Raw genomic sequence first — 23,719 nt, 5'->3', positions numbered from 1 at the left:
TATGAAACCAATAAGAGTCTTGCAGGTATTAACTATTATGAACAGGGGCGGTGCAGAAACTATGATTATGAACTATTATAGAAATATGGACCGCGCCAAAGTTCAGTTTGATTTTCTACTTCATAGAATGGAACATGGCGTATTTGATGAAGAAATTGAGCGCTTAGGAGGCAGAATACACAGACTATCAAATATTAGTTTTAAAAATTTAAGTGATTATAAGAAATCGCTCAATATTTTTTTCAAAGAAAATCCAGAATATAAAATAGTGCATTCTCATTTAAATGCATTAAGTGTTTTTGTATTAAGGGCCGCTAAAAACAATAGTGTACCCGTTAGAATTGCTCATAGTCATACCAGTTTATATAATTTAAACATAAACCCATTTTCAAAAAAAAGACACAGTTTAAGTTTTATTCTGAAGTTTGTTGCACAAAATTATTTTAAAATAAAAGTGCCAAACTATGCCAATTACTATTATGCCTGTGGAGAAAAAGCTGGAGTTTGGCTTTATGGAAAAAAAAATAAGTCAAAAATTAAAATAATAAATAATGCTATTGATGCCGCTCAGTATAGTTATGACCCAAAAATAAGTACAAGTATTAAAGAAAAATTAGACTTGAGTCATAAATTTGTAATTGGTCATGTCGGGAATTTTGTTCCGGAAAAAAATCATGCCTTTATTATAAAAGTGTTTAATGAAATACAAAAAATAGATAAAAGTGCTGTTTTAATTCTTGTTGGCGGGGGTGATAGGGCCAATTATGAAAAAATGGTAAAAGTCCTTAAGTTAGAAAACAATGTTATGTTTCTGGGCGTAAGACCCGATGTTAATAACCTATTACAGGCAATGGATGTTTTTTTGTTTCCTTCAACAAACGAAGGTTTACCAGTGACGCTTATTGAAGCTCAGGCATCGGGACTTAAAATTTTTGCTTCAGATGAGGTTTCTAATGAATTAAACATAACGGGATTAGTAGATTTTGTAGCGTTAAAAAATCCTGCTTCCTTTTGGGCAAATTTAATTTTAAACTCAAAATCATATCATAGAAAAAATACAATTGAAAGTATAATAAACGGTGATTATGATATAAATAAAAATGCATCGTTGCTACAAGAATTTTATTTAAAAAACACTTAAATCTAAGTAAATATGTGTGGAATTAATGGATTCATCACTAAAACCGAAAAGAGTTTAAATGAGTTACAAAATAACTTAACTCTTATGAATAATATGATTATTCACAGAGGTCCTGATGATGACGGTATTTTTAAAATGTCAAGACCCAATTTTTCAATAGCAATGGGCATGAGACGACTATCGATAATAGATTTGAGTTCTGGTAAGCAACCCATTTACTCAGATGATAAAAAAATTGTAATAGTTTTTAATGGTGAAATATATAATTATCAAGATTTAAGAAAAGACTTGCAAGCTCAAGGTGTTAATTTTAATACACATAGTGATACGGAAGTTATATTAAAATTATACGAAAAAGAAGGGACATCATCTTTTAAAAAATTAGATGGCATGTTTGCGTTTAGTATGTATGACTTTAAAAAACAAAAAGTATTTATTGCAAGAGATTTTTTTGGAGAAAAACCACTGTATTATACGCAAACAAACGACGGATTTATTTGGGCATCAGAGTTAAAATCTTTGATAAAATTACTTCCAAATAAACCAAGTATTAATAAAACGGGGCTGAATTTATATTTTAAACTTACCTATATTCCAGCACCTTTTACTATTTATGAGGATATAAAAAAACTAGAATCGAATCATTTTATTACCTATGATTTAAGCAAACACGCTTTTGATATTAGTATTATTGAAGAGAAAAAAACGATTACTAAATCAAATCCTACTTTTGATACAGCGAAAAAGAAAGTTAAAGATTTAGTTGAAAAAAGTGTGAACAGTCGCTCCGTATCAGATGTGCCGATAGGTACTTTTCTTTCTGGTGGTGTAGACTCTTCCGTGGTGTCATTGTGCCTATCACGTATGAACGAATCAAAAATAAATACCTTCTCTATTGGTTTTGAAAAAAAATCTTATGATGAAACAGATAAATCAAAAATAGTTTCGCAATTAATAAATAGCAATCATCATGAATTTATTATTGGTGAAAAAGATTTAGAAAGTAACATTGATGATATTTTATTAAATTTTGATGAGCCTTTTGCCGATTCCTCCTCACTTCCAACTTATATTGTCGCCAATAAAACGGCAAATCATGTTAAAGTCGCTTTAACAGGTGACGGTGGCGATGAAGTGTTTGGGGGTTATAACAAATACCACATGGGCAGCATCAATAATAAATACACTAAATACATACCTAAAGCTATTCATTCCATTATTAAAAAGAGTAGTAATCCGTTTTTAAAAACGAAAGATGATGTGAGAGGTAAAAAGTTTATTATTGAGAAAATATTGAATTCAATCGATTATACCGGCAATTATTATTGGGATATTATTTCATTAGGGTATCCATCAGAAACTTTATCAAACTATCTTTTACCTGAACATATAGATAACAACGTATTTAATTATTACAAAAAACACACCAATATACCGTCTCCAAAAGATTTAAACGAATATCGTGAGATAGATAAGCATATAAGTTTAGAAGGCGATATGCTGGTTAAAGTGGATAGGACGAGTATGTTAAATTCTTTAGAATGTAGAGCGCCGTTTTTGAACAAGGAACTTTGGGAGTATACCTTTACCCTACCAGATTCTTTTTTAATGAAAGGTTGGGATAAAAAACACATACTTAAAGAAGCGTTTAAAGAAGACTTTCCAAAAGACTTTTTAAACAAATCTAAATCGGGCTTTGGTGTACCCGTTGGTGATTGGCTTAGAACTTCGTTAAGAAAAGATTTAGAATCTTATGTTGAAGATCATTTTCTAAAAACTCAAAATATATTTCAAAAAGAAAACATACAGAAATTAGTCTCAGAACATTTAAATGGAAAGGATAACACCTTTAAAGTCTGGACTTTTTATTGTTTCCAGAAATGGTATAAAAAAAATTACTTAAATTAACTTAGACGAAGTGTTCTTTTGGCACATATAGTAGTGTTTAACAATGTTTTATATAATATTTTTATATGTGCTTATATTCAATATCATAGATTAATATATGAAAGCAGATTTCAATCAAGTACCTATCTATATTATAATTTAGTAAACAGAGGAATAGTTTTTAAAGTATTACTTTTTATAGTAAATGTAATTAGAAAGATAATTTTTTTTTTTACCAAACTATCCAAAAAAAAGTAGCCTGTGATATTATAGCAATATTGGTTACATCCTTGTTGTTTTATTTTGAAGCCTTTTTAGAATTTTTGGATTGAAGCACATTTCATGAAAACGCCTTTAAGTACTTGTCATAATAAAGTATTTTTATAGTTAGAAACGAAACTTTAGATAGGTTCTTGACGTCATTAGAACAAAGGATTTTAAGAAGTGAATATCAGAAATGATTGTTTCTGCAGGCTTAAGTGAAATATAATTTCAAATGAGGAAGCTTATTGGAAAAAGTAAACATTAGCATTTTATAAAAACACCTAGTTTTTCCAAATAAACTTTCAAATAACCGATTAAATTCGAATTTATTATCAATCATTTTAAAAAGTATTTGTTAATACATATAAAAACCAGAGAAATCAATATTTCTCTGGTTTTTTATTTTATGATAAGACTGTCAACCAGTTTTAGAGCGACTCAATAATACTAATCACAAGTATTATTTGAAATGCCTAAATTTTGAGTATTATCCTTATCATAAATACATTCAAAATTTGTAGGTCTACTAATATCATTGTTTCTTATAATAATATTATTACTAGTATCACCAATTGCTATACCATGGCCATCAGGGCTAATAATCGTATTACTTTCAAATTCTAATTTATTTGAATTACTTATCTGTACTCTACCTTTAAACAGATTATTACGTAAAGTTAAACCTGTAGATTTTGAAAATTGAGTAACTGCAGATGAAATAAATTGATTATTATCAAATAATATATTATTATTTTGATCGTCGAAGTTTTGATTTAAGTCAACTGCTCTTATATGAAGCCCTACCACATTTACTTCATTATCATATATATTAATATTATTCGCCCTAGTAATCTGAAATGTAAATCCATTACTGTTAGATAGATTAGAATTAATTATATTACTATATACTTCCATGTCGTCAACGTTGTCCATTACAACTCCTCTAAAATTATTCGTCATTATATTATCAAAGATTTTCAGCTTACCATTGTACACTGTTACACCTGTACTATATCCACTTATTTCATTTCCAGACACTTCATTATTAAATACTGTTTCACCAAATCCAGCAGCTAAAATTGCCGTACCATTAGAACCGTCTCCAGCAGTAAATGTATTATTTCTAATTTTCGAATTAGATGCATAACTATAACTTACTACATTTTCAAAATCATTATTCTCAATAATTATATTGTCTCCAGCATAAATTGTAAATGCTCCAATTCTACTTCCTCTTTCTTTATTTCCCCTTATTGTTATATCTTGAACTCTTTGATAATACCTCAATTCTCCATTCGAATCTCTATCTCTAACTGGCTCCATATCTATGGCATAACCTACAACTCCTCCATCTGAATTTTGAGTAGACTGTGCTGTATCAATAAACTCATTGTTTTCTATAAGAATATCACGTCCATCGGTTAATGCAAGTGAAATCATTCTAATTTTGTCAAAAACACAATTTTTTACAGTAACATTCTTTGTCGGATCGTAATCTGGATTAAATGAAAAACCTTGAGAATTTATATTTAAACCACCTATTGATCCCATAGTAAATTTAATGCCATCCAATATAACATTACTCCCGGATCTTATAGTCAACAGATGCGAACCATCTTCAACATTAGGACCAGAATATTGGCGAAGATCTCGATCTCCATATAATACACCTCCCTTTATTGTTACATTACTTGCTTCAAAAATACCTAAAAGAGTTGCAGAGCCTACTCGAGTTGTTGGAAACACTCTAAGTATCGTATTGTCTGTCATTTCTAAATTAAAATCTGAAGGAATATTTACACATTCAATCATTGCATAAAAATTCTGATTAGTTGTTGTACTCGTTAATTTAGATACCTCAAAATAAGCATCTAATTTATCTATTTTAAAGGTACTAACACCTAAATCCTTAACGGTAAACATAATTTTTTCTAATATATTATTATTTCTCAAAGCTATCTCTGATGTAGTTTCTCCTTCAACAATACCCCAACGTTTGGGGTCAAAATTAAAAACTGCGTCTTTAATTTGAGGGTTGGCACCTCCTAGTATAACCGTAGAATTTAATAATTCACCAGAAATGATAGAATTATCAGAGAAATTAAGGCTTCCGTTTATAATGTCTCCACCTTCATAGATAATAGTTACATTAGAAGGCAACGTAATGGTTTGACCACCAAGATCCATCAAACAATTAATAATAACATTGTCACCCGGTTGCACAGCATTTAAAGTAAAATCACAAGGCGTTGTGACATTATTCGTTTCTGAATTGGTGTCTTCAGCAGGAGCATCTGGATCTGCAGGGGTATCGTCAATGACCTCAACAAGGTCTTCTACAAAAATTTCTTCATTATTACAAGATACTGTAGAGAGCATCAAAAGAAAAACAAATAACATAGGGTTTACAACAGTCTTCATAAAATCATAAATTTGGGGTTAATCATATTTCAAAATTAAAAATTATTACATATTTATCGTTTAAACAATTAATATATTCGACGAAATACTGGGTCAAGTGGAATATTAATCTTTAAAGTGTAGTTTTTTATCGATAAGATGTTATTTAATAGTTAATTTACCCTATTTACGTGTAAAAAATAGTTTTAGATTTTTTAGGACACAAAAATATGACGAATCTAAGAAGTAGAAAAAACTTGTTAATAACTATTAATAAATTTATTATGAGGAATTTAGATAGCACCATAATTTCAAAGAATCTAATAGATGTAATTAATTTTTAACTTTTGGTTACGTTTTAAACTAAACCATTCTCATCTTTGCTTATGCTCCGGTTTAATTGAAATTATGGATGATTAATTTTTAACTTGAGTACTAAAAAAACACTTAAACTGAAAACTTTGTATTAAAAGGGAAAAATTATGAGTGCACAAAATTACTTTAATATATTTGTGCGCTACCAATAAATTAGGTCAATAGGATTAATTTTTTTTATGAAAAAAAAAATAATTAGAATTACGACAGTCCCTTTGTCATTAAGCGGCTTACTGCAAGGGCAACTAGCTTTTATGTCCAGTTATTTTGATATACTAGCTGTTTCTTCAAAAGGAAAAAATAATGAACTGGATGTTGTTTCAGAATCTGAAAGTATTCCAACGTTCCCCATTGAAATGACCAGAAAAATCACCCCTTTTAAAGATTTATATGCCTTATGGGAACTTTATAAATTGTTTAAAAAAGAACAACCCTTTATTGTACATTCCCATACACCCAAAGCAGGTACCTTATCTATGCTAGCTGCAAAATTAGCCGGAGTTCCTCATAGATTACATACCATTGCTGGCTTACCCCTTGTTGAAGCAACGGGGTTTAAACGACGTTTACTGAATACCGTAGAAAAGGTAACCTATAAATGTGCCACAAAAATATACCCAAACGCTTTTGGACTGGTAGATATCATTTTAGAAAACAACTTTACTCATAAAAGCAAATTAAAAGTGATTGCTAACGGAAGCTCAAACGGGATTGATACCTCTTATTTTAATCCAGAAATCTTTGATGATATTGAAACACATAAATTTAGATCTAGTTTTGGTATAACAGATGATGATTTTGTTTTTGTTTACACCGGTAGATTAGTTTCTGATAAAGGGATTAACGAGTTATTACTTGCTTATGATAAAATGGACCTTGAGCATGAAAAGATTAAACTATTGCTTGTAGGTACTTATGAGAATGAATTGGATCCACTTCTACCAAAATCGATGGACATTATAAATAATAATAAGAACATTATTTCCACTGGATGGGTAGACGATGTACGCCCTTATTTTGCAATATCGAATGCCTTAATTTTCCCAAGTTATCGCGAAGGATTTCCCAATGTTGTTTTACAAGCAGGAGCCATGCAATTGCCCAGTATTGTTACTGATATTAATGGTTGTAATGAAATAATCGATAATAAAAAACATGGTTTAATTATCCCTGTAAAAGACGATGAGGCTATTTATAATGGTATGAAATACATTTTAACACATCGAGAAGAAGCTGCCCAAATGGGTATTAATTCAAGAATAAATATTGTTTCAAAGTTTGAGCGTAGAAGAGTTTGGGAAGCCATATTAGAGGAATACCAGAGTTTAAAATAATTTAAAACGCCGCAAATTACATGCTATTTAACTCAACCGACTTTTTTATTTTTTTAGCTACAGTTTTCATTCTATATTGGCTCTTATCAAAAAAAATAAAATGGCAAAACATCCTACTTCTGGTAAGTAGTTATGTTTTTTATGGCTGGTGGGATTATCGCTTTTTAGCTTTAATCGCTACAAGTACTTTGGTTGATTATTATGTAGGATTACAATTACATAAAGCCGAAGACAAAACGTTACGAAAAAGATGGCTATTAATAAGCCTTTTATTCAATATTGGTCTTTTAGGATTTTTTAAGTATTATAATTTTTTTATTGAATCCTGGATAGATTCGTTGGCATTATTAGGATATACCATTGAAAATAATTGGACTTTAAAAATTGTATTACCAGTAGGTATTAGCTTTTACACCTTTCAGACATTATCGTATTCTATAGATATATATAAAAGAACCCTTATACCAACAAAGGACTTTATTGGGTTTGCTTCTTTTGTTTCTTTTTTCCCTCAATTGGTTGCTGGACCCATTGAAAGAGCCTCAAATTTATTGCCTCAAATTTTAAGTACAAGAACCTATACGCATAAAGCGCTCTCTTCGGGCCTTAAATTAATGATTTGGGGCTTTTTTTTAAAACTCGTTGTTGCCGATAGAGCGGCAATATATGTCAATCATGTTTATAATAATATTGAAAATCATGATGGGCTAAGTTTTATTGCTGCCACTTTGTTTTTTTCGTTTCAAATTTATGGAGATTTTGCAGGATACTCGTTAATAGCCATTGGTGTTGCAAAAATGTTTGGATTAAATTTAATGACAAACTTTAACAGACCTTATTTTTCAGCATCCATTGGTGAATTTTGGAATAGATGGCACATATCATTATCAACATGGTTTAAAGATTATGTTTATATCCCTTTAGGTGGTAATCGTTTAAAAAAAAGCCGCTGGCTTTTCAACCTTTTTATCACGTTTTTAATAAGTGGTCTATGGCATGGTGCAAACTGGACTTTTGTTATTTGGGGTGCACTAAACGGTGTATATTTAATAATTGAAGCCTTAATTTTTAGGCCAAAGAGAACTGGCATAATAAATATACTAGTAACATTCATTTTAGTAAATTTTGCTTGGATATTTTTTAGAGCAAACAATTTAGAAAACGCAGTTTATATAATAAATAAAATTTTCACTTCCCCTGGAAGCCTTTATATTGGGAGTGGTGACGATGTTACGGCATCAATATACACAATTTTAGCTATTGGGATTTTAGTGTTTATAGAATTAAAGAAAGAGTTTTTCAATACGTTGTTTTCAATTTCTAATAATAAATTTGAAATTGTTAGATTAACAGGATATGCCTTAGTAATCTTTATTATTTTATACTTAGGTGTGTTTGAAGAAAGTCAATTTATTTATTTTCAATTTTGAAGCACATGAAGTCTGAACTTACATTATCAATAAGGCAAATTTTAAAATTTATAATTATCTTTTTAATTGTAGACTTTTTATTCGGTTCAATTTCAAAAAAAATATTTTATGAACAAAAAACAGGTAAATTTTATAGATCTACATATGCTATAAAAGAGGCTAAAGAGGATATACTTATATTTGGTAGTTCTCATGCGCACAGACATTATGTGCCTGAGGTAATGGAAAAGGAATTATTAAAAACATGTTACAACGTGGGTGCTGAGGGTCAGCAGTTATTATTCCATGCCGCTTTTCAAAAAATGATCTTAAAAAGAAGGGTTCCTGAGTTAATTGTTTTAAATATTGACGAAAATTTTCTTTATAAATCCAATGCCGCTTATAATAGACTCAGTGATTTACACCCCTACTATTCTGAATTCAAAAATGAATTAAGATCTTTTTTAAGTTTAAATTCAAGCTTCATGGATTTTAAATTATTTTTTAAATCCTACCAAACAAATTCTACACTTATACATGCTATTAGATATTATATATCACCACAGATTGATTATAAAGGCTATCGTCCGCTGGACGGCGTTATGACATTAAATAAAGTTGCTTTTTACGAAAAGGATAATTCTGAGAAAGAATACATCCAGGAAATTGACCCTGTTTTTGTTGCCGCTTTTAAAGATTTTATTTTAACCGCAAAGAAAAATAATATTAAACTTGTATTTGTGACGTCCCCCAATTTAATCGAAAGAAGCATTTCTGAAAATGAATCATTTAAAATGATAAAAGTAATTTCTAAATTAGAAAAAATTCCTTTTTTTGATTTTTTAAATTCGCCAGCCTATATCAATCAATATGATTTATTTCACGACCCTTCTCATCTAAATGATAATGGCGCAAGGATTTTTACTAAATCCGTTGCAGAACTAATCAATGTTATAGATTAATTTCATAATATCGTTGTACAATTATATAATAGCCATTCATGATCTCAAGAATTAAACATTTAAACGTATTTATAAAGGATCCGGATAAAAAACATTTTTTTAAAATTTTAATAGAACTTATACATTTTTCTTGGATAAAAAAGACCTTACCAACAGACTATTTTAGGAAATTTTTATATCGTAAAGAAATCAAAGATTATAAGCAGTATTTAAGTATCAAAGAACATAATAGTATCCTTGATTCTAAAAATATTGTTTTTTCCGAAATTTCAGCCTTATTAAATAATAAACTGAGTTTTAAATTAATTTGCAATAATCATAATTTGCCCGTAGCAAAAATTAATAGGTTATAACTTAAAAAATCGATTTGTTTTAAATAAGAAGAATCATTTAATACTGAATCGAGAAGAATTATTTGTTTTTTTTAAACGTGCAATGAGCCAGGTTAATAACACAAAAATTTTCTTAAAACCTATTGATGGGATTGGCGGCTCTGGATGTATTTTACTTACCATCGAAAATATTGAAAAACAAATGACTAAGTATTCAGATATTTTGTTAAATACCTCTTATATATATTAAGATTATATCGAACAACATCCTCTTTTAAGTCAAATCCACCCTAATGCTATAAACAGCTTACGAATGGTTCACTATATCGATAAAAATAATACTGTTCATATAGTATCTACCTTCATTCGTTTTGGTGTTGGTACCAGTATTATCGACAACACATCAAAAGGTGGTTTTGCTGTTGCTGTGAACAACGAAACCGGTGAATTACAAGGCGTTGGCAGACAAGAGGTTTCTAAGGGCGCTGCAACCTATTTTGAGCACCCAAATACGCATTTTAAATTTAAAGGGTTTATTATTCCTTATTTTCAGGAAGCATTAAACTTAGTAAAAGAATTTGCTTTTTATTTTCCAAATCGAATTGTTGGCTGGGATATCGCTATTACACCCACTGGTCCTCTAATTATAGAAGGAAACCACAATCCTGGTTTGCGTGGTTCAGATATAGCGTATGGCGGTTATTGTAAGCATCCATTAATTCAAGAAATCTTAGAAGAAATCAAAAAATAAGATGAAAGTAATAATACGTTTATTAGAATATTTACGGTATTTGTCTTTCTGGACTTTAGATTTTCTTGATGGATCTAAAATAAGAAAACATGTTAATGATTTTAATAAAATACTAAGTGATTATGCATCTTCGAAAAACATTTGAGACACTTATTTGGAAAAAATACTAAAGCATGCCACACAAACAACAGTATATTATGGAAAGTATAATAATTATAAAACTTTAAACGATTTTCCGATAATAAATAAAAACAGTATTCAAAATAATCCAATTGAATTTGAATCCTGGATTTATATTAATAAAAAAACAAGCACATTTGTACAAGTGGATCTACTGGCGCCATATTAAAAATAAAACATAATAGAAATAAAGTTTTAAGAACAACAGCAGATACCCTATATTTTTCACAAAAGGTGGGGTTTAAAATTGGCTTTAAGTTATTTTATTTCCGTCATTGGAATACATATTATAAAAAAAGCAAGTTAATATGCCTGCTCCAAAACATAAGACAAATCGAAGTTTTAAAACTTAATAAAAATCATATTCATGAGTTATTTGATAAAGTTAAAAAAGAAAAATCAAATATATATTGGCTAGGTTATTCATCAGCCTTTGATCAGGTTTGTAATTATTTAGATCCCAAAAAGCCTAAACACTCAAAGAACAAGGTTGCCGGAATAATAGCTATTTCTGAAGGCCTTAGCATGAGTACTAAAAACAATTTAAAAAATTATTTTAATGCTCCAGTAGTCTCCAGATATTCTAATATGGAAAATGGAATTATCGCACAGCAAGAAATAGATACAGAGCATTTTATAATAAACTGGGCTAGCTTTTATATAGAAATATTTAAATTAGATGAAGATGTTCTGGCTAAATCTGGTGAACTTGGACGCATTGTTATTACAGATTTGTTTAATTATTGCACACCTATGATAAGATATGATACTGGTGATTTAGGTGTAATTGATTATAATTGCACCCCTCCTATTTTGAAAACTGTTGAAGGAAGAAAAATGGATGCCATTTTAAATACTGAAGGAGACATCGTTTCATCATTTATGATGATTAGTAATTATTCTTATCCTGGAATTAAACAAAGTCAATTGATTCAAGAGGATGCAAAGAAATACATTTTAAAATTAAATGTCACTAATGTATTTAATCAAGAAAAAAAAATACTAATGGACTTTAAGGATTACTTAGGAAAAGACGCAGAAATTAAAATAGAATATGTTGATGAAATTCCTTTATTAGCTTCGGGTAAAAGAAAAACGACTTTAAATGATTATTTAAAAAAATAGTTATACCCCTAAATAAAACAAGCAACTCAACGATAAAACAATAAAAGAGAACGTTTTTAATTAATATAAAAGCTCATTATTTTCTTAAAACAATATATTTGGTTAGAATTATTATTAGTATTTAAATCAAATAATAAATAAAACAAGTGATTTGTATAAAGGCGTACTAAAGCGATTATTAGATATCATTTTTTCTCTTATAGGATTAATTTTACTATCACCCATTTTAATTGTAGTATCATTTATTTTAACAGTATCCATCAAAGGATCACCTTTATTCTTTCAGAGTAGACCTGGCAAAAATGAAAAGATATTCAAAATTATTAAGTTTAAAACAATGAATGATTTTAAGGATAAAAAAGGTAATTTACTTCCTGACAACGATCGTTTAACAGCTATTGGGAAATTCATAAGAAAATATTCCTTAGACGAAATCCCTCAACTTTTTAATGTATTAATTGGAGATATGTCGTTAATTGGCCCTCGACCGCTTATCGTGGAATATTTACCATTTTATAATGACATTCAAAAAAAGCGCCATAATGTAAAACCAGGTATTACAGGGTGGGCCCAAGTAAATGGAAGAAATTCTATCTCATGGAATAAGAAATTTGAATTTGATGTTTGGTATGTTGAAAATATGTGTTTTTTGGTAGATTTTAAAATATTAACACTAACCTTAATAAAAGTGCTACAAAGAAAAGATGTGAACCTATCTGAAGAATTAACATCTGAGTATTTTAATGGTAAAAATTAATTATGAATAAAGATTTAAATGTATTAGGGCTTACCAAAAAAATGCTCAGAGAAAGTATTGATCAAAATACCTATTGGGAAGGGAACCTTGCTCCTATGCCTAAAAGTAAAGCGCAATGGATGTTGACAAACCCCAGAATTGAAGACGATGATTATTGTGGTGTAATTACAACGGCTAATAATCAAATACTTTCATTCATTTTATTAGTCCCCGACTATTTAAATCTAAAAAACAACAACTTCAAAAAAGTGTATTGGATGGTCTCATGGTGGGTTCATCCAAAAAACGAACATGCCATTTTAGGAACTTATACATTTCATGAAGCTTTAAAGCTGACAAATAATAGAATTTTAATAAAATCCTATGCAGAGCATATTGACTCTTTTTATAAAAAAATGCCATTTACCATAATTGAATCAAGATATAGGTATACAGTTTTTTTAAGTGCTGACCCTTCTATGCTTATTGGTAAATTTAAGTTTTTGAAACCATTTAAGTTTATTTTAGTAGCGGTAGACAGGGTTATATATTCTATCATTAATTTTTTTAATAATTTAAAATTTAAAAACACTGTAAATAAAGTATTTTACGAATATATAAATGAAATTGACCAAAAAACTTGGGGTTTTATTGAGCCGCTATGCCAAAATGATTTAATATATAAAACCAAGGACTACGTGAGTTGGCATTTGGATAATAAGCAATATACTCAAACGCCTGTAACAAATAAATTCCTTTATAAATCCATAGAAATAGGAACCAGTCATAATATTTATCAGTATAATTTAAATATTATTGAAGACAATAAAATTATTGGCTTTCTTTCATATATTATTAATTACAATGAATTTAATGTAAAATACTTTTTAGTTGAAAAAGAAGAAAATTATAATGTGTGCATAGATGCGCTAGTTGAGAATTTTATCAATAAAAAAGCAAAATATATATTTACAGATGACACAAAATTAGCCGAAAATATAAAAAATCGTTTTATAACAGTTTTTACTCATAAATCTTTAAAAAATGGATTAGCGCATAATAGTTTAGAGTTAAATTCAGAAGAAGTTAACCTCTATAATAGAGATGGCCATTTTTACTAAAACAGTATAGTAAGTAACATGAATTTTATACAAAACATACAAAACTCTATTTTATCTAATACAAATAATAATGTACTATGTATTAATAATGTGTTTCATACTTATAAGAATTTTGAGACCGAAATAAAAAAAATACGTTACGCTATTGTAAATACTATCGAAGCATCAGAAAAACTTGTTGGTTTAGTAACCAATGATGATATCCAAACCTATGCTAGCATTATAGCGCTTTGGTTAGAAGGAAAAGCTTATGTACCAGTAAACCCTGATGTGCCTTTAGATAGGAATCTTCATGTTTTTAAATCTACCGAAACTCAATACATAATTGATTCTTCAAAAAAAACTGTTTACAAGAACTTTAAGGTTATTAATTCTTCAACCTTAAAAAATCTTTATCCAGATTTAAGTCCAAAACCTTTTTCTGGTGAAGATTTGGCTTATATTTTGTTTACATCGGGTACCACAGGGAGTCCAAAAGGAGTTCCTATTACGTTTAATAATTTACAAGCTTTAGTTGACGCTATTGATTCAGAACCAGATTTTAATCTAAATAATACAGACAAATGCCTTCAAATGTTTGAACTAACATTTGATTTCTCTGTAGTTACATACCTTTTCCCTATATTATCAGGTTCATGTATGTACACTATTCCAAAGGAAGCTATTAAATATTTTTATGTTTTTAAACTTATTAAAGAAAAAAAGCTTACCGTGTTGACAATGGTACCATCTATTATAAATTATCTACGCCCCTATTTTCCTGAAATTAATGAAGAATCCGTTCGTTACTGCAGTTTTGGTGGTGGTGCTTTACATAGCGACATAGCAAAAGAATGGAGCAACTGTTTACCAAATTGCAAGATTTTTAATTATTATGGTCCTACTGAATTTACTGTATATAGTGGCTATTATCCATACCACAAGGAAACCAATACAAAAGCACATAATGGAATTATTGCTATTGGCAAACCTCAGAAAAACACTTTATATCTTGTAGTAAATGAAAATAATGAAGAAGTACCCTTAGGTGAAACGGGGGAACTTTGCTTAGGAGGCCCACAAATTACACCTGGCTATTGGAAAAATGAAGAAAGAAATAAAATTAGTTTTTTTACTAGAGTGGAGCCAAATCAAAAGATTAGGTATTACAAAACAGGAGACTTATGTATTAAAGATGAAGAAGGCGATTATTTATATGTAGGTAGAGCAGATTTTCAAGTAAAAATCAGAGGATATAGAGTTGAGTTGTCTGAAATAGAATTTCATGCCAAAAAGAAATCAAAAAAGAAAGTAAATATAGTTGCTTTAGATATTTTTAATAATTTAGGAAATGCAGAATTAGGGCTTGCTATAGAATCTGAACCTTTTGACACTAATGACATGTTTGATTATATGAAATCAAAAATGCCAAATTATATGGTACCAATGCATGTTAAATTTGTAAAAGAATTTCCACACAGTATTAATGGAAAAATTGACAGAAAGGAATTAAGAAAACATTTTGAAATAAATTAAAAGATGACAAGAGAGGAAATTTTAGTAAAAGTAACTACCGCATTTTCAAATATTTTGGAACATAATAATTTTAAATTAACCGACACAACCACAGCGGATGATGTAGATGGATGGGAATCTATTACACATATGATGATTATATCTGAAATAGAAAAAACATTTAATATTAAATTTAAATTAATGGATTTAATGAATATGAATAGTATTGGAGACTTATTAAACAGTATAGAGTCTGAGTTGTCAATGAATTAGTAATTTCAATACCTTTATAAAAACTTAAACCCAATACAAAAAGTTGAAAAAAATTGTAATAATAGGTGCATCCGGTCATGCAAAGGTTATAATTGATATCATTGAAAAACGCAATGAATATAAAATAATTGGACTTATTGATTCTTATAAAACCCATAATGAGAAGATAATGGGATATTCAATTTTAGGTAATGAAAATCTAATTCCTCAACTGATGAAAAATCAGGAGATAATTGGAGGAATAATTGCCATTGGAGATAATTGGTCAAGAGGTAAAGTTAGGGACCTTATAAAATCTTTGGCTCCCAACTTTAAGTTTTTACCAGCTATACACCCTGATGCAATTTTATATAATAAATTTAAAATAAAGCAAGGAGTCGTAATAATGGCTGGAACTATAATTAATTCAGATGCAATCATAGAAGAATTTTGCATTCTTAATACAAAGTCATCTTTAGGACATGATAGTTTAATGAAGAGGTTTTCTAGTTTGGCACCCAATGCAACTACTGGAGGGAATGTTACAATTGGTAAATTTTCCTCAGTATCTATTAGCTCAACCCTAATTCACAATATTAAAATTGGTAACCATACAATTATAGGTGCAGGTTCTTTAGTTGTAAAAGATTTTGAAAACAATATAATTGCTTATGGGGTACCAGCAATAAAAATAAGAAAACGAGAAAATGGAGAATTGTATTTAACATAGTAGCCGATCTTTTAACAATTAATATTAAATAATGTATAAATTATTTTTAAAAAATATTTTTGACTTTTTAATTTCACTAATTGGTTTAATCCTTTTATCTCCAATTATTATAACAATAATTGTATTATTAATTTTTACTAATAATGGTCAACCTTTCTTTTTTCAATTAAGACCTGGTAAACATGGTCGTATATTTAAAATTATTAAGTTTAAAACGATGACCGATTTAAAACAAAACTCAAATAATGAAGAGCATAGTTTAAGTCGTATTACTGCTATTGGCGCTGTTATTAGAAAATACTCGATAGATGAAATTTTACAACTTATAAATGTTTTAAAAGGTGATATGAGTTTAGTAGGACCTAGACCTTTATTAGTTGAATATCTTACTCTTTATAACGATATTCAAAAAACCAGACATGATGTAAAACCTGGTATTACTGGATGGGCACAAGTACAGGGAAGAAATGCTATAGGTTGGAATAAAAAGTTTGAATATGATGTTTGGTATGTTAAAAATTTAAGTTTTAGTTTAGATGTGAAAATTTTATTGCTGACTGTATTAAAAGTTTTTAAAAAGGATGGCGTTAACACAAATGAAAATATGACTATGCCTGCATGGAAAGGCAATAATAATACTCATTAATTTATAGACAAATTAAAACGTTATAAAATGGAAAAATCAATTACCAAAAAACAAGTACGAATTTATGGTGCTGGTGGCCATTCACAGGTTATAATAGAGGTTTTAGAAGCGAATGGCTTCGATATTATTGAAACGTTTGATGATAAACCTAAAACTGCTCATTATGCATCTAAAAATGTTGTAATTGGTGCAAGAAAAGACGTAAAAAACTTTCCTCATGATGGAGCACCTGTAATAATCGCAGTAGGTGTAAATTCTGAACGGGCAGAAATTGCGGGATTTTTAAAATGCAATTATGAAAAAGCCATTCATCATTCTGCAATCATATCAGATGCATCAAGCGTGGGTGAAGGAACCGTTATCTTCGCAGGAGCTATAATTCAACCAAACACAACTATAGGAAAGCATGTTATTATCAATACAGGGGCGAGTGTAGATCATGATAATAAAATTGGAGATTTTGCTCATATTTCGCCAAAAGTAGCTTTATGTGGTCATGTAGAAGTTGGAGAAGGTTCTCATATAGGGGTAGGAGCCGTAGTTATTCCTAAAGTTAAAATTGGTAAGTGGTGTATTATTGGAGCCGGAACAATAGTTTTAAAAGACATCCCCGATTATTCGGTAGTAGTAGGTAATCCTGGTAAAATAATTAAGAATATAAAACCCAATTAAATTGAAAAAACATAAATTAATATCTGACATTACTTTTGTTGGTTCTGGGATTTCTACTTCTTTTAGTATTATAAATTTCTTAGATCTCTTAGACAATCATAAGAAACTAGAACATAAAATAGTAATTAATATTATTGAGGAATATTCAGAGTTCAATCTGGGAGTTCCATATGGAACGCGATCAGGGTTTTCGACACTTTTAATAACTTCTTTAAGAAATTTTTTAATTGAACCAGAACTCAGTTTATTTATAAAATGGCTAAATATAAATAGGACTTGGCTTTTAGATGAATTTGAAAAAGAAGGCGGCGATTTATCAAAAAAGTGGCTTCTTGAAAATAAAGAAAATATTCAAAACAATAATTGGGAAGAATTATTTATACCAAGACGCTTTTTTGGGTGTTATATTAATTTAAGAGTAAATAATAAAATAACTGCGCTAACAGAAAATGGGCTTATTGCTGTTAATTTTATAAGAGGAGAAGTTGTAGATATAGAAAAAAACAATAGCTCTTATAATATCATACTTCAAGATAAATCTGAAATTGAAACAAAAAAAGTAATCCTATCTGTAGGTTCCCTACCAATAAATTATTTATGGAAAAACAAAGATTTAATTGAAGATGAAAATTTAATGTTTATAAATAATCCTTACAAACCTGAATTGAGAGTTGTTTTGGATAAAATAGACAAATTTATTCATCAAAGGGCGAATAAACCTACAAATATTTTAATAGTTGGTGCAAACGCTAGTGCACTTGAATTAACTTATAAAATAAATGATTTTCTTAATGAAAATAACAACACTATTTATTTTACTTTTTTATCTACATTAGGAAGTACACCAGACTCTGTAATTGATAAAAAAAGACAAAAGGAATTTTTTCCTAGTCATTTAAATTCTTTGAAAAAAGAAAAGAATTTAACAGCTAAATTAATTGCTGAGGCAACATTTAAAGACCTTGATTTTGCAGACAAAATTAATTTGGGTGCAGCATCAACTGTTGATATAGTTTCAAGATATTTTGGAGTTTTACTAGAAGGCCTAAGTACTAAAGAACTTCAAATATTCGCAACTCAATATGGAAATAATATTGGCAAAAGGCAGCGCTGTGCAGGAACGCATTATTCAAATGTTATTGCAGAATTAAAAAGACAAAAAAGATTTCAGCATATCTCAGGACGTTTTAAAGACTTAAAACTTAACAATAAAAATGGAGATTATAGCTTAACTTATTTAGACACAAGCACCAAAAAAGAGAAAGCACATGAAGTTCCTTTTCACATTATTATTAATTGTGTGGGAAGTATGAACCTAAATAATAAACACCTCCCTTTACTCCATAGAAACTTAATTAAAAAAGAATATTGTATTCCAAACGAATCAAGAATTGGGTTTCATGTAAATGAAACGTTAGAAGCCCATAAAGACTTGCATGTAATGGGGCCAATGTTAGCCGGAAATGTTATAGATAATAAAGCTGTTTGGCACGTTGAGCATTGTGGAAGAATCATTTGGCTTTCTAATTTTTTATCCAAAATCATATATGATGATCTGATTAATAACAAAGGTCATGAACAAAAAGAACATAATTTTAAAGTTGTTAACTTGAATAATGGTCATAATCTTAAAGAATACGATAAATTATTGAAAGAGCATTGGCACAATAATATTTATTATACCTATGAACATTTAAAGTATTTTAGAAATGACAAAAACAGTTTAAAATATTTTCATTTTAAAACCCATGATTCTAATCACATAATAATGCCTATAATATTAAGGAGAATAGAGTCTGTCAAAGAAGGAATAAATTATTTTGATGCTATTACTCCTTATGGATATAGTGGGCCATTATACACTAAAAATATAGATGAAATAGATTTAAAGGCATTTTGGAAAGAAGTGGATAATTGGTATAAAAATAACCATATTGTTACAGAGTTTATACGTTTTAGCTTAAACAATAACCATAAAGGATACAATGGCTTGTTGATTAGTACTCTTTTAAATGTGACAGGTAAACTACCTAGTGAATTTGAAAAACAATGGCACATATTTCTCCCGAAAGTTAGAAATAATTATCGCAAAGCCCAATCATATAACCTCTTGTTTAAAATTTTTAATGATAATGATATTACCGATAATATTATTGTTGATTTTTATGAAATTTATACTCGAACCATGTTGAGGAATAATGCAAAATCTATATACTTTTTCCCCTTAGATTATTTCAAAAATTTAATACTTAATAATATTAGTAATTTTGTAATAGCTTTTGCCTATGTGGAAGATGTTCCTATTTCTGCCGAACTTATCATTAAAAACAAGAACACTATGTTTGCTTTTCTTGGTGGTACAGATGCCATGCATTATGATAAAAGACCAAATGATTTTTTAAGAGTAGAAATTATAAAATGGGGTATAAATAACAACTTCAAACATTATATTTTAGGCGGTGGACAAAAGGATTATGATGGTTTATATAAAAGTAAAAAATCCTTTTTTCCAAAAGAAGAGGATGCTATATTTTATACAGGCAGAAAAATAATTGATAATAAAGCATATAATGAACTCTGTGAAAATCATATAGAAAATTTCACTAACACACGTAAAGAAGAACTAAAAAATTATTTTTTTCCACTTTATAGATTTCACAACCGATAAACATATGATAATTAACGTATAGATGAATAAAAAAAATAACGATTTTTTTTTTGAACATTATGAGAAAAATGCTGTTCCAAGTATTTTTAAAGAAATTTTTTATATCCAAGAAAAAAATAACTTTGTAAATCATAATTATAATTTAGAGGAAAACTTAAGTGTCCTAAACTCTGTAATGTTTGTTCCAAGTTACACAATTCCAAAAGTTGACGAAACAATTTTTAACACAAAAAAAGTAAAACATTTTTTTAAGGGATATGCAATAGAATTGGAAGATTTCAACTCTGTAGACGATTATTTGAAATTTAGATTTAGAAAAAATTCAAAATCCATTTTAAAAAAAGTTAAACGTTTGGAGCACTGTTTTCACATAAGTTATCATTTTTATTTTGGGAAAATCTCAAAAAAAGATTATAATTTTTTTATGAGTCAATTAAAAGAAATGATTGCAAAAAGGTTTCAACAAAGAGGAGATGTTAGTCAAAATTTATTAAACTGGGAACACTATCATAAAATATTCTTTAATCTGATAAATGATAAAAAGGCTTCTTTATTTGTAATAAAAAATAATGACGAGCCAATTTGCATTTCAATTAGTAATCATTTTAATGGAAAAATGTTTAGTTCTGTTTCATCCTATAACATCGACTATGGAAAATTTAGTTTAGGGAATACTGAAATTTATAAAAAATTAGAATGGTGCCTTAAAAACAATCATAACACTTATGAAATGGGCATGGGAGATTTAAGTTATAAGCAGGAATGGAGTAGTAATATATATAATTTTGAACATCAAATAGTGTATCCGAAAAAATCTTATTTTATATCTTTAATGGCTCATCTGGAGTTCATAAAAATTTACCTAAAAGAGGCTGTTTACAAACTGGCTTATGTTCGTTATAAAAACTTTAAATCTAGATTTAAAAAAGTTAATTGTTTTGATGAAGACTATAAAATAATAGAAAATACAACTGAAGATTTTAAAAATGTATCTAAGATAGACTATAATGCCCGTGAAAATCAATACCTAAGGAAAGCTATATTTGATTTTTTATATTCAAATATAGAGCAGGAAAAGGATATAACTGTCAATCAAATATCAAAATTAGAAAAAACGTTTATTATAAATGGTAAATTTAATTCTCAAACAATTCAATTTAATTGATTTAGAAAATGTGTCTTGCATCAACATAAAATCGTGTTACTTTTTAATTATAAAATCACCAATAACCAAATAATCCAGTCCAGTAGAAAAGAAACAGCGAATAGCATCTTTTGGAGATTCTACCAGTGGTTCCCCTTGTATATTAAAACTGGTATTCAATACTACAGGTATACCTGTTCTGTCTCCCAATTTTTTAATCAATTCATAATATCTGGGATGTAAGTCCTTGCTGACGGTTTGCAATCTGGCACTACCATCTACATGAGTCACTGCTGGAATAACAGATAGCTTTTCTTTTAATACATTACAAACTTTGAGCATAAAAGGGGCTTCTACTTCCAAATCAAAAAACTCATTTTTAGCATCTAAAGTACAAGATGGTGCAAAAGGTCGATAGGCTTCTCTAAATTTTACTTCAGCATTTATTTTATCTTTCATATCAGGAAATGCTGGATTGGCTAATATACTGCGACTTCCTAGAGCTCGTGGTCCAATTTCCATGGCCCCTTGAAACCAGCCAATAATTTGACCTTTTTCTAAAAGGGCTGCAGCCAATTCACAGATATCATCATGAGATTCATAAGATAATTTCGCTCCTTTTAATACGGTTTCAATCTCCTCATTACTATAACTCGTGCCAACATAAGGATTTAAATGCACAAAATTCCGTTTATGTTTTAAAAGCCCATTATATAAATAATACGCCGCACCTATGGCCGTACCATTATCACCGGCGGCAGGCATGACATATATGTCTTTAAACGGACTTTCTCGAACAATGCGACCATTCATTACACTATTAAGAGAAACACCTCCAGAAATGACTAAGTAGTCAGCCTTCGTTTTTTTATGAAGAATATCACAAATTTCTAAAACCTTATTTTCAAGTACGCGTTGAAAAGCGGCGGCTACATCCATATGATGCTTTTGAAATGCTTCTCCTTTTTGTCTAGGTTGTCCAAATATTTTAAAAAATTTATCTGAACAGCGCTTCCAACTCATATTTTGATAATTAAAATAGCTCAAGTCAAATGATAATTGCCCGTTACTATCGATCGACACTATTTTATCAACTTCCTCTAAAAATACACTTGGATCACCCATAGGAGCCAATCCCATAGTCTTACCTTCATCATAAGTGGTTCTAAAACCACAAAATTGGGTGACTGCCTCATAAAACGACCCTAAAGAATGAGGAAAATAACTTTGTCCTAAACAGGTAATGTCATTGCCTTTGCCATAACCAAGCCAGGTAGTTGCCCATTCTCCGGAACCATCAATACCTAATAATGCAGCTTCTTCATATGGGGATACATAAAAACTTCCTGCTGCATGTGTGAGATGATGTTCAATCAAATGTACTTCTGGTCCTACTTTTTGAGAATCCCAATGATACTCAAACCAATTCCAAAAACTCATTCGTTCATTATAGCCATGCACCAATTCATGATTAATAAAAGATTTTATGGTATTTAAATGGGTTATACTATGAACTATTTTTCTTCCTAAATTATGAGTGGGTTTAATGGAGATTGCAATATGATCGATATCATTATATTCCAATTCTGCAATTTTAAGGCAACGATCGATAGCTAATGAAGGAAAACTTCTGGTATGTTTATCTCTGTTAAGACGTTCTTCCTCAATAGCTGCAATTAATTGACCATCTTTCACAATGCATGCTGTGGAATCATGAAAATAAAAATTTAGACCTAATATAACCATGCTTAATTATTTTTAACAAATACATAATTCTTATTGGATAAATTAAATAGGTATTAATGAAATTTCCTATGACAAATGTTAGCTTATCTGTATTTAAATATAAATCATGAAATTTGAATTCATTACTCTGTTATTTACTTAGGATAAATTTGTTAACTCAAATCAATATAGCATATGAGTATTTAGTATTAAGAATCAAATTTTTGCTTTAATTAATTTAGTTCTCGATACAATTTTCCGTAATAAATCAATCGAACTGATATCTATATGGTTAGGTGTAACAAGTCAAAATGCGAATTTGGTTTATTTATTATACTCTTAGAAACCACCACAAGGAGTTTCAATTACAC

The 23,719-nt window shown here is 29.1% G+C and carries 19 protein-coding genes; 17 read left to right on the top strand and 2 right to left on the bottom strand.

Annotated elements, in window-relative coordinates:
- Position 1: 1 nt before the first annotated feature.
- Positions 2-1,141, top strand: coding sequence for a glycosyltransferase (locus tag V8G56_RS10915; RefSeq protein WP_395438486.1), 1,140 nt, complete (start codon positions 2-4; stop codon positions 1,139-1,141).
- A gap of 12 nt (positions 1,142-1,153) precedes the next feature.
- Entirely contained in the window at positions 1,154-3,049 is a 1,896-nt protein-coding gene (gene asnB / locus V8G56_RS10910; protein ID WP_395438485.1) for an asparagine synthase (glutamine-hydrolyzing), read from the top strand.
- A gap of 690 nt (positions 3,050-3,739) precedes the next feature.
- Here the strand turns inward: asnB and V8G56_RS10905 are convergent.
- Entirely contained in the window at positions 3,740-5,713 is a 1,974-nt protein-coding gene (locus V8G56_RS10905; protein ID WP_395438484.1) for a NosD domain-containing protein, read from the bottom strand.
- A gap of 533 nt (positions 5,714-6,246) precedes the next feature.
- Between V8G56_RS10905 and V8G56_RS10900 the strand changes: the two genes are divergently transcribed.
- The 15 genes from V8G56_RS10900 to V8G56_RS10830 all read left to right on the top strand — a co-directional run bounded on the left by V8G56_RS10900 (position 6,247) and on the right by V8G56_RS10830 (position 21,644).
- Positions 6,247-7,401: a glycosyltransferase family 4 protein gene (locus tag V8G56_RS10900; RefSeq protein WP_395438483.1), complete on the top strand. Its 1,155-nt coding sequence runs from the start codon at positions 6,247-6,249 to the stop codon at positions 7,399-7,401.
- A 20-nt stretch (positions 7,402-7,421) separates the two neighbouring features.
- The gene (locus tag V8G56_RS10895; RefSeq protein ID WP_395438482.1) at positions 7,422-8,831 is read left to right on the top strand and encodes an MBOAT family O-acyltransferase; all 1,410 of its coding nucleotides are present in this window, start codon (positions 7,422-7,424) and stop codon (positions 8,829-8,831) included.
- 5 nt (positions 8,832-8,836) lie between these two features.
- A complete protein-coding gene (locus V8G56_RS10890) occupies positions 8,837-9,772 on the top strand; it encodes an SGNH/GDSL hydrolase family protein (RefSeq protein ID WP_395438481.1) in 936 nt (311 codons plus the stop codon).
- A gap of 435 nt (positions 9,773-10,207) precedes the next feature.
- Positions 10,208-10,354: a hypothetical protein gene (locus tag V8G56_RS10885; RefSeq protein ID WP_395438480.1), complete on the top strand. Its 147-nt coding sequence runs from the start codon at positions 10,208-10,210 to the stop codon at positions 10,352-10,354.
- Between the two features lie 6 nt (positions 10,355-10,360).
- Positions 10,361-10,855 (top strand): sugar-transfer associated ATP-grasp domain-containing protein, encoded by a 495-nt coding sequence (locus V8G56_RS10880; protein WP_395438647.1) that lies wholly within the window; start codon positions 10,361-10,363, stop codon positions 10,853-10,855.
- 414 nt (positions 10,856-11,269) lie between these two features.
- Positions 11,270-12,160, top strand: a complete 891-nt coding sequence (locus V8G56_RS10875) for a phenylacetate--CoA ligase family protein (RefSeq protein WP_395438479.1) — start codon at positions 11,270-11,272, stop codon at positions 12,158-12,160.
- A gap of 151 nt (positions 12,161-12,311) precedes the next feature.
- A complete protein-coding gene (locus V8G56_RS10870; RefSeq protein WP_395438478.1) occupies positions 12,312-12,917 on the top strand; it encodes a sugar transferase in 606 nt (201 codons plus the stop codon).
- A 2-nt stretch (positions 12,918-12,919) separates the two neighbouring features.
- Entirely contained in the window at positions 12,920-14,017 is a 1,098-nt protein-coding gene (locus tag V8G56_RS10865) for a hypothetical protein (protein WP_395438477.1), read from the top strand.
- An 18-nt stretch (positions 14,018-14,035) separates the two neighbouring features.
- Positions 14,036-15,532, top strand: coding sequence for an AMP-binding protein (locus V8G56_RS10860; RefSeq protein WP_395438476.1), 1,497 nt, complete (start codon positions 14,036-14,038; stop codon positions 15,530-15,532).
- A gap of 3 nt (positions 15,533-15,535) precedes the next feature.
- Positions 15,536-15,784 (top strand): acyl carrier protein, encoded by a 249-nt coding sequence (locus V8G56_RS10855; protein ID WP_395438475.1) that lies wholly within the window; start codon positions 15,536-15,538, stop codon positions 15,782-15,784.
- A gap of 43 nt (positions 15,785-15,827) precedes the next feature.
- Positions 15,828-16,493: an acetyltransferase gene (locus tag V8G56_RS10850; protein ID WP_395438474.1), complete on the top strand. Its 666-nt coding sequence runs from the start codon at positions 15,828-15,830 to the stop codon at positions 16,491-16,493.
- A gap of 31 nt (positions 16,494-16,524) precedes the next feature.
- The gene (locus V8G56_RS10845) at positions 16,525-17,139 is read left to right on the top strand and encodes a sugar transferase (protein ID WP_395438473.1); all 615 of its coding nucleotides are present in this window, start codon (positions 16,525-16,527) and stop codon (positions 17,137-17,139) included.
- Between the two features lie 27 nt (positions 17,140-17,166).
- Positions 17,167-17,811: an acetyltransferase gene (locus tag V8G56_RS10840; RefSeq protein ID WP_395438472.1), complete on the top strand. Its 645-nt coding sequence runs from the start codon at positions 17,167-17,169 to the stop codon at positions 17,809-17,811.
- A 1-nt stretch (position 17,812) separates the two neighbouring features.
- Complete coding sequence (locus V8G56_RS10835; RefSeq protein WP_395438471.1) at positions 17,813-20,479, top strand: GNAT family N-acetyltransferase; 2,667 nt, start codon at positions 17,813-17,815, stop codon at positions 20,477-20,479.
- 22 nt (positions 20,480-20,501) lie between these two features.
- The gene (locus V8G56_RS10830) at positions 20,502-21,644 is read left to right on the top strand and encodes a GNAT family N-acetyltransferase (protein WP_395438470.1); all 1,143 of its coding nucleotides are present in this window, start codon (positions 20,502-20,504) and stop codon (positions 21,642-21,644) included.
- Positions 21,645-21,680: 36 nt separating this feature from the next.
- Here the strand turns inward: V8G56_RS10830 and V8G56_RS10825 are convergent, their stop codons facing one another.
- Positions 21,681-23,369, bottom strand: a complete 1,689-nt coding sequence (locus tag V8G56_RS10825) for a carbamoyltransferase family protein (RefSeq protein ID WP_395438469.1) — start codon at positions 23,367-23,369, stop codon at positions 21,681-21,683.
- Positions 23,370-23,719 lie beyond the last annotated feature (350 nt).

Origin of the sequence: Gaetbulibacter aquiaggeris, assembly GCF_044003965.1 — a bacterium.
Taxonomy (GTDB): domain Bacteria; phylum Bacteroidota; class Bacteroidia; order Flavobacteriales; family Flavobacteriaceae; genus Yeosuana; species Yeosuana aquiaggeris.
This window is presented reverse-complemented; position numbering and strand designations above follow the sequence as displayed.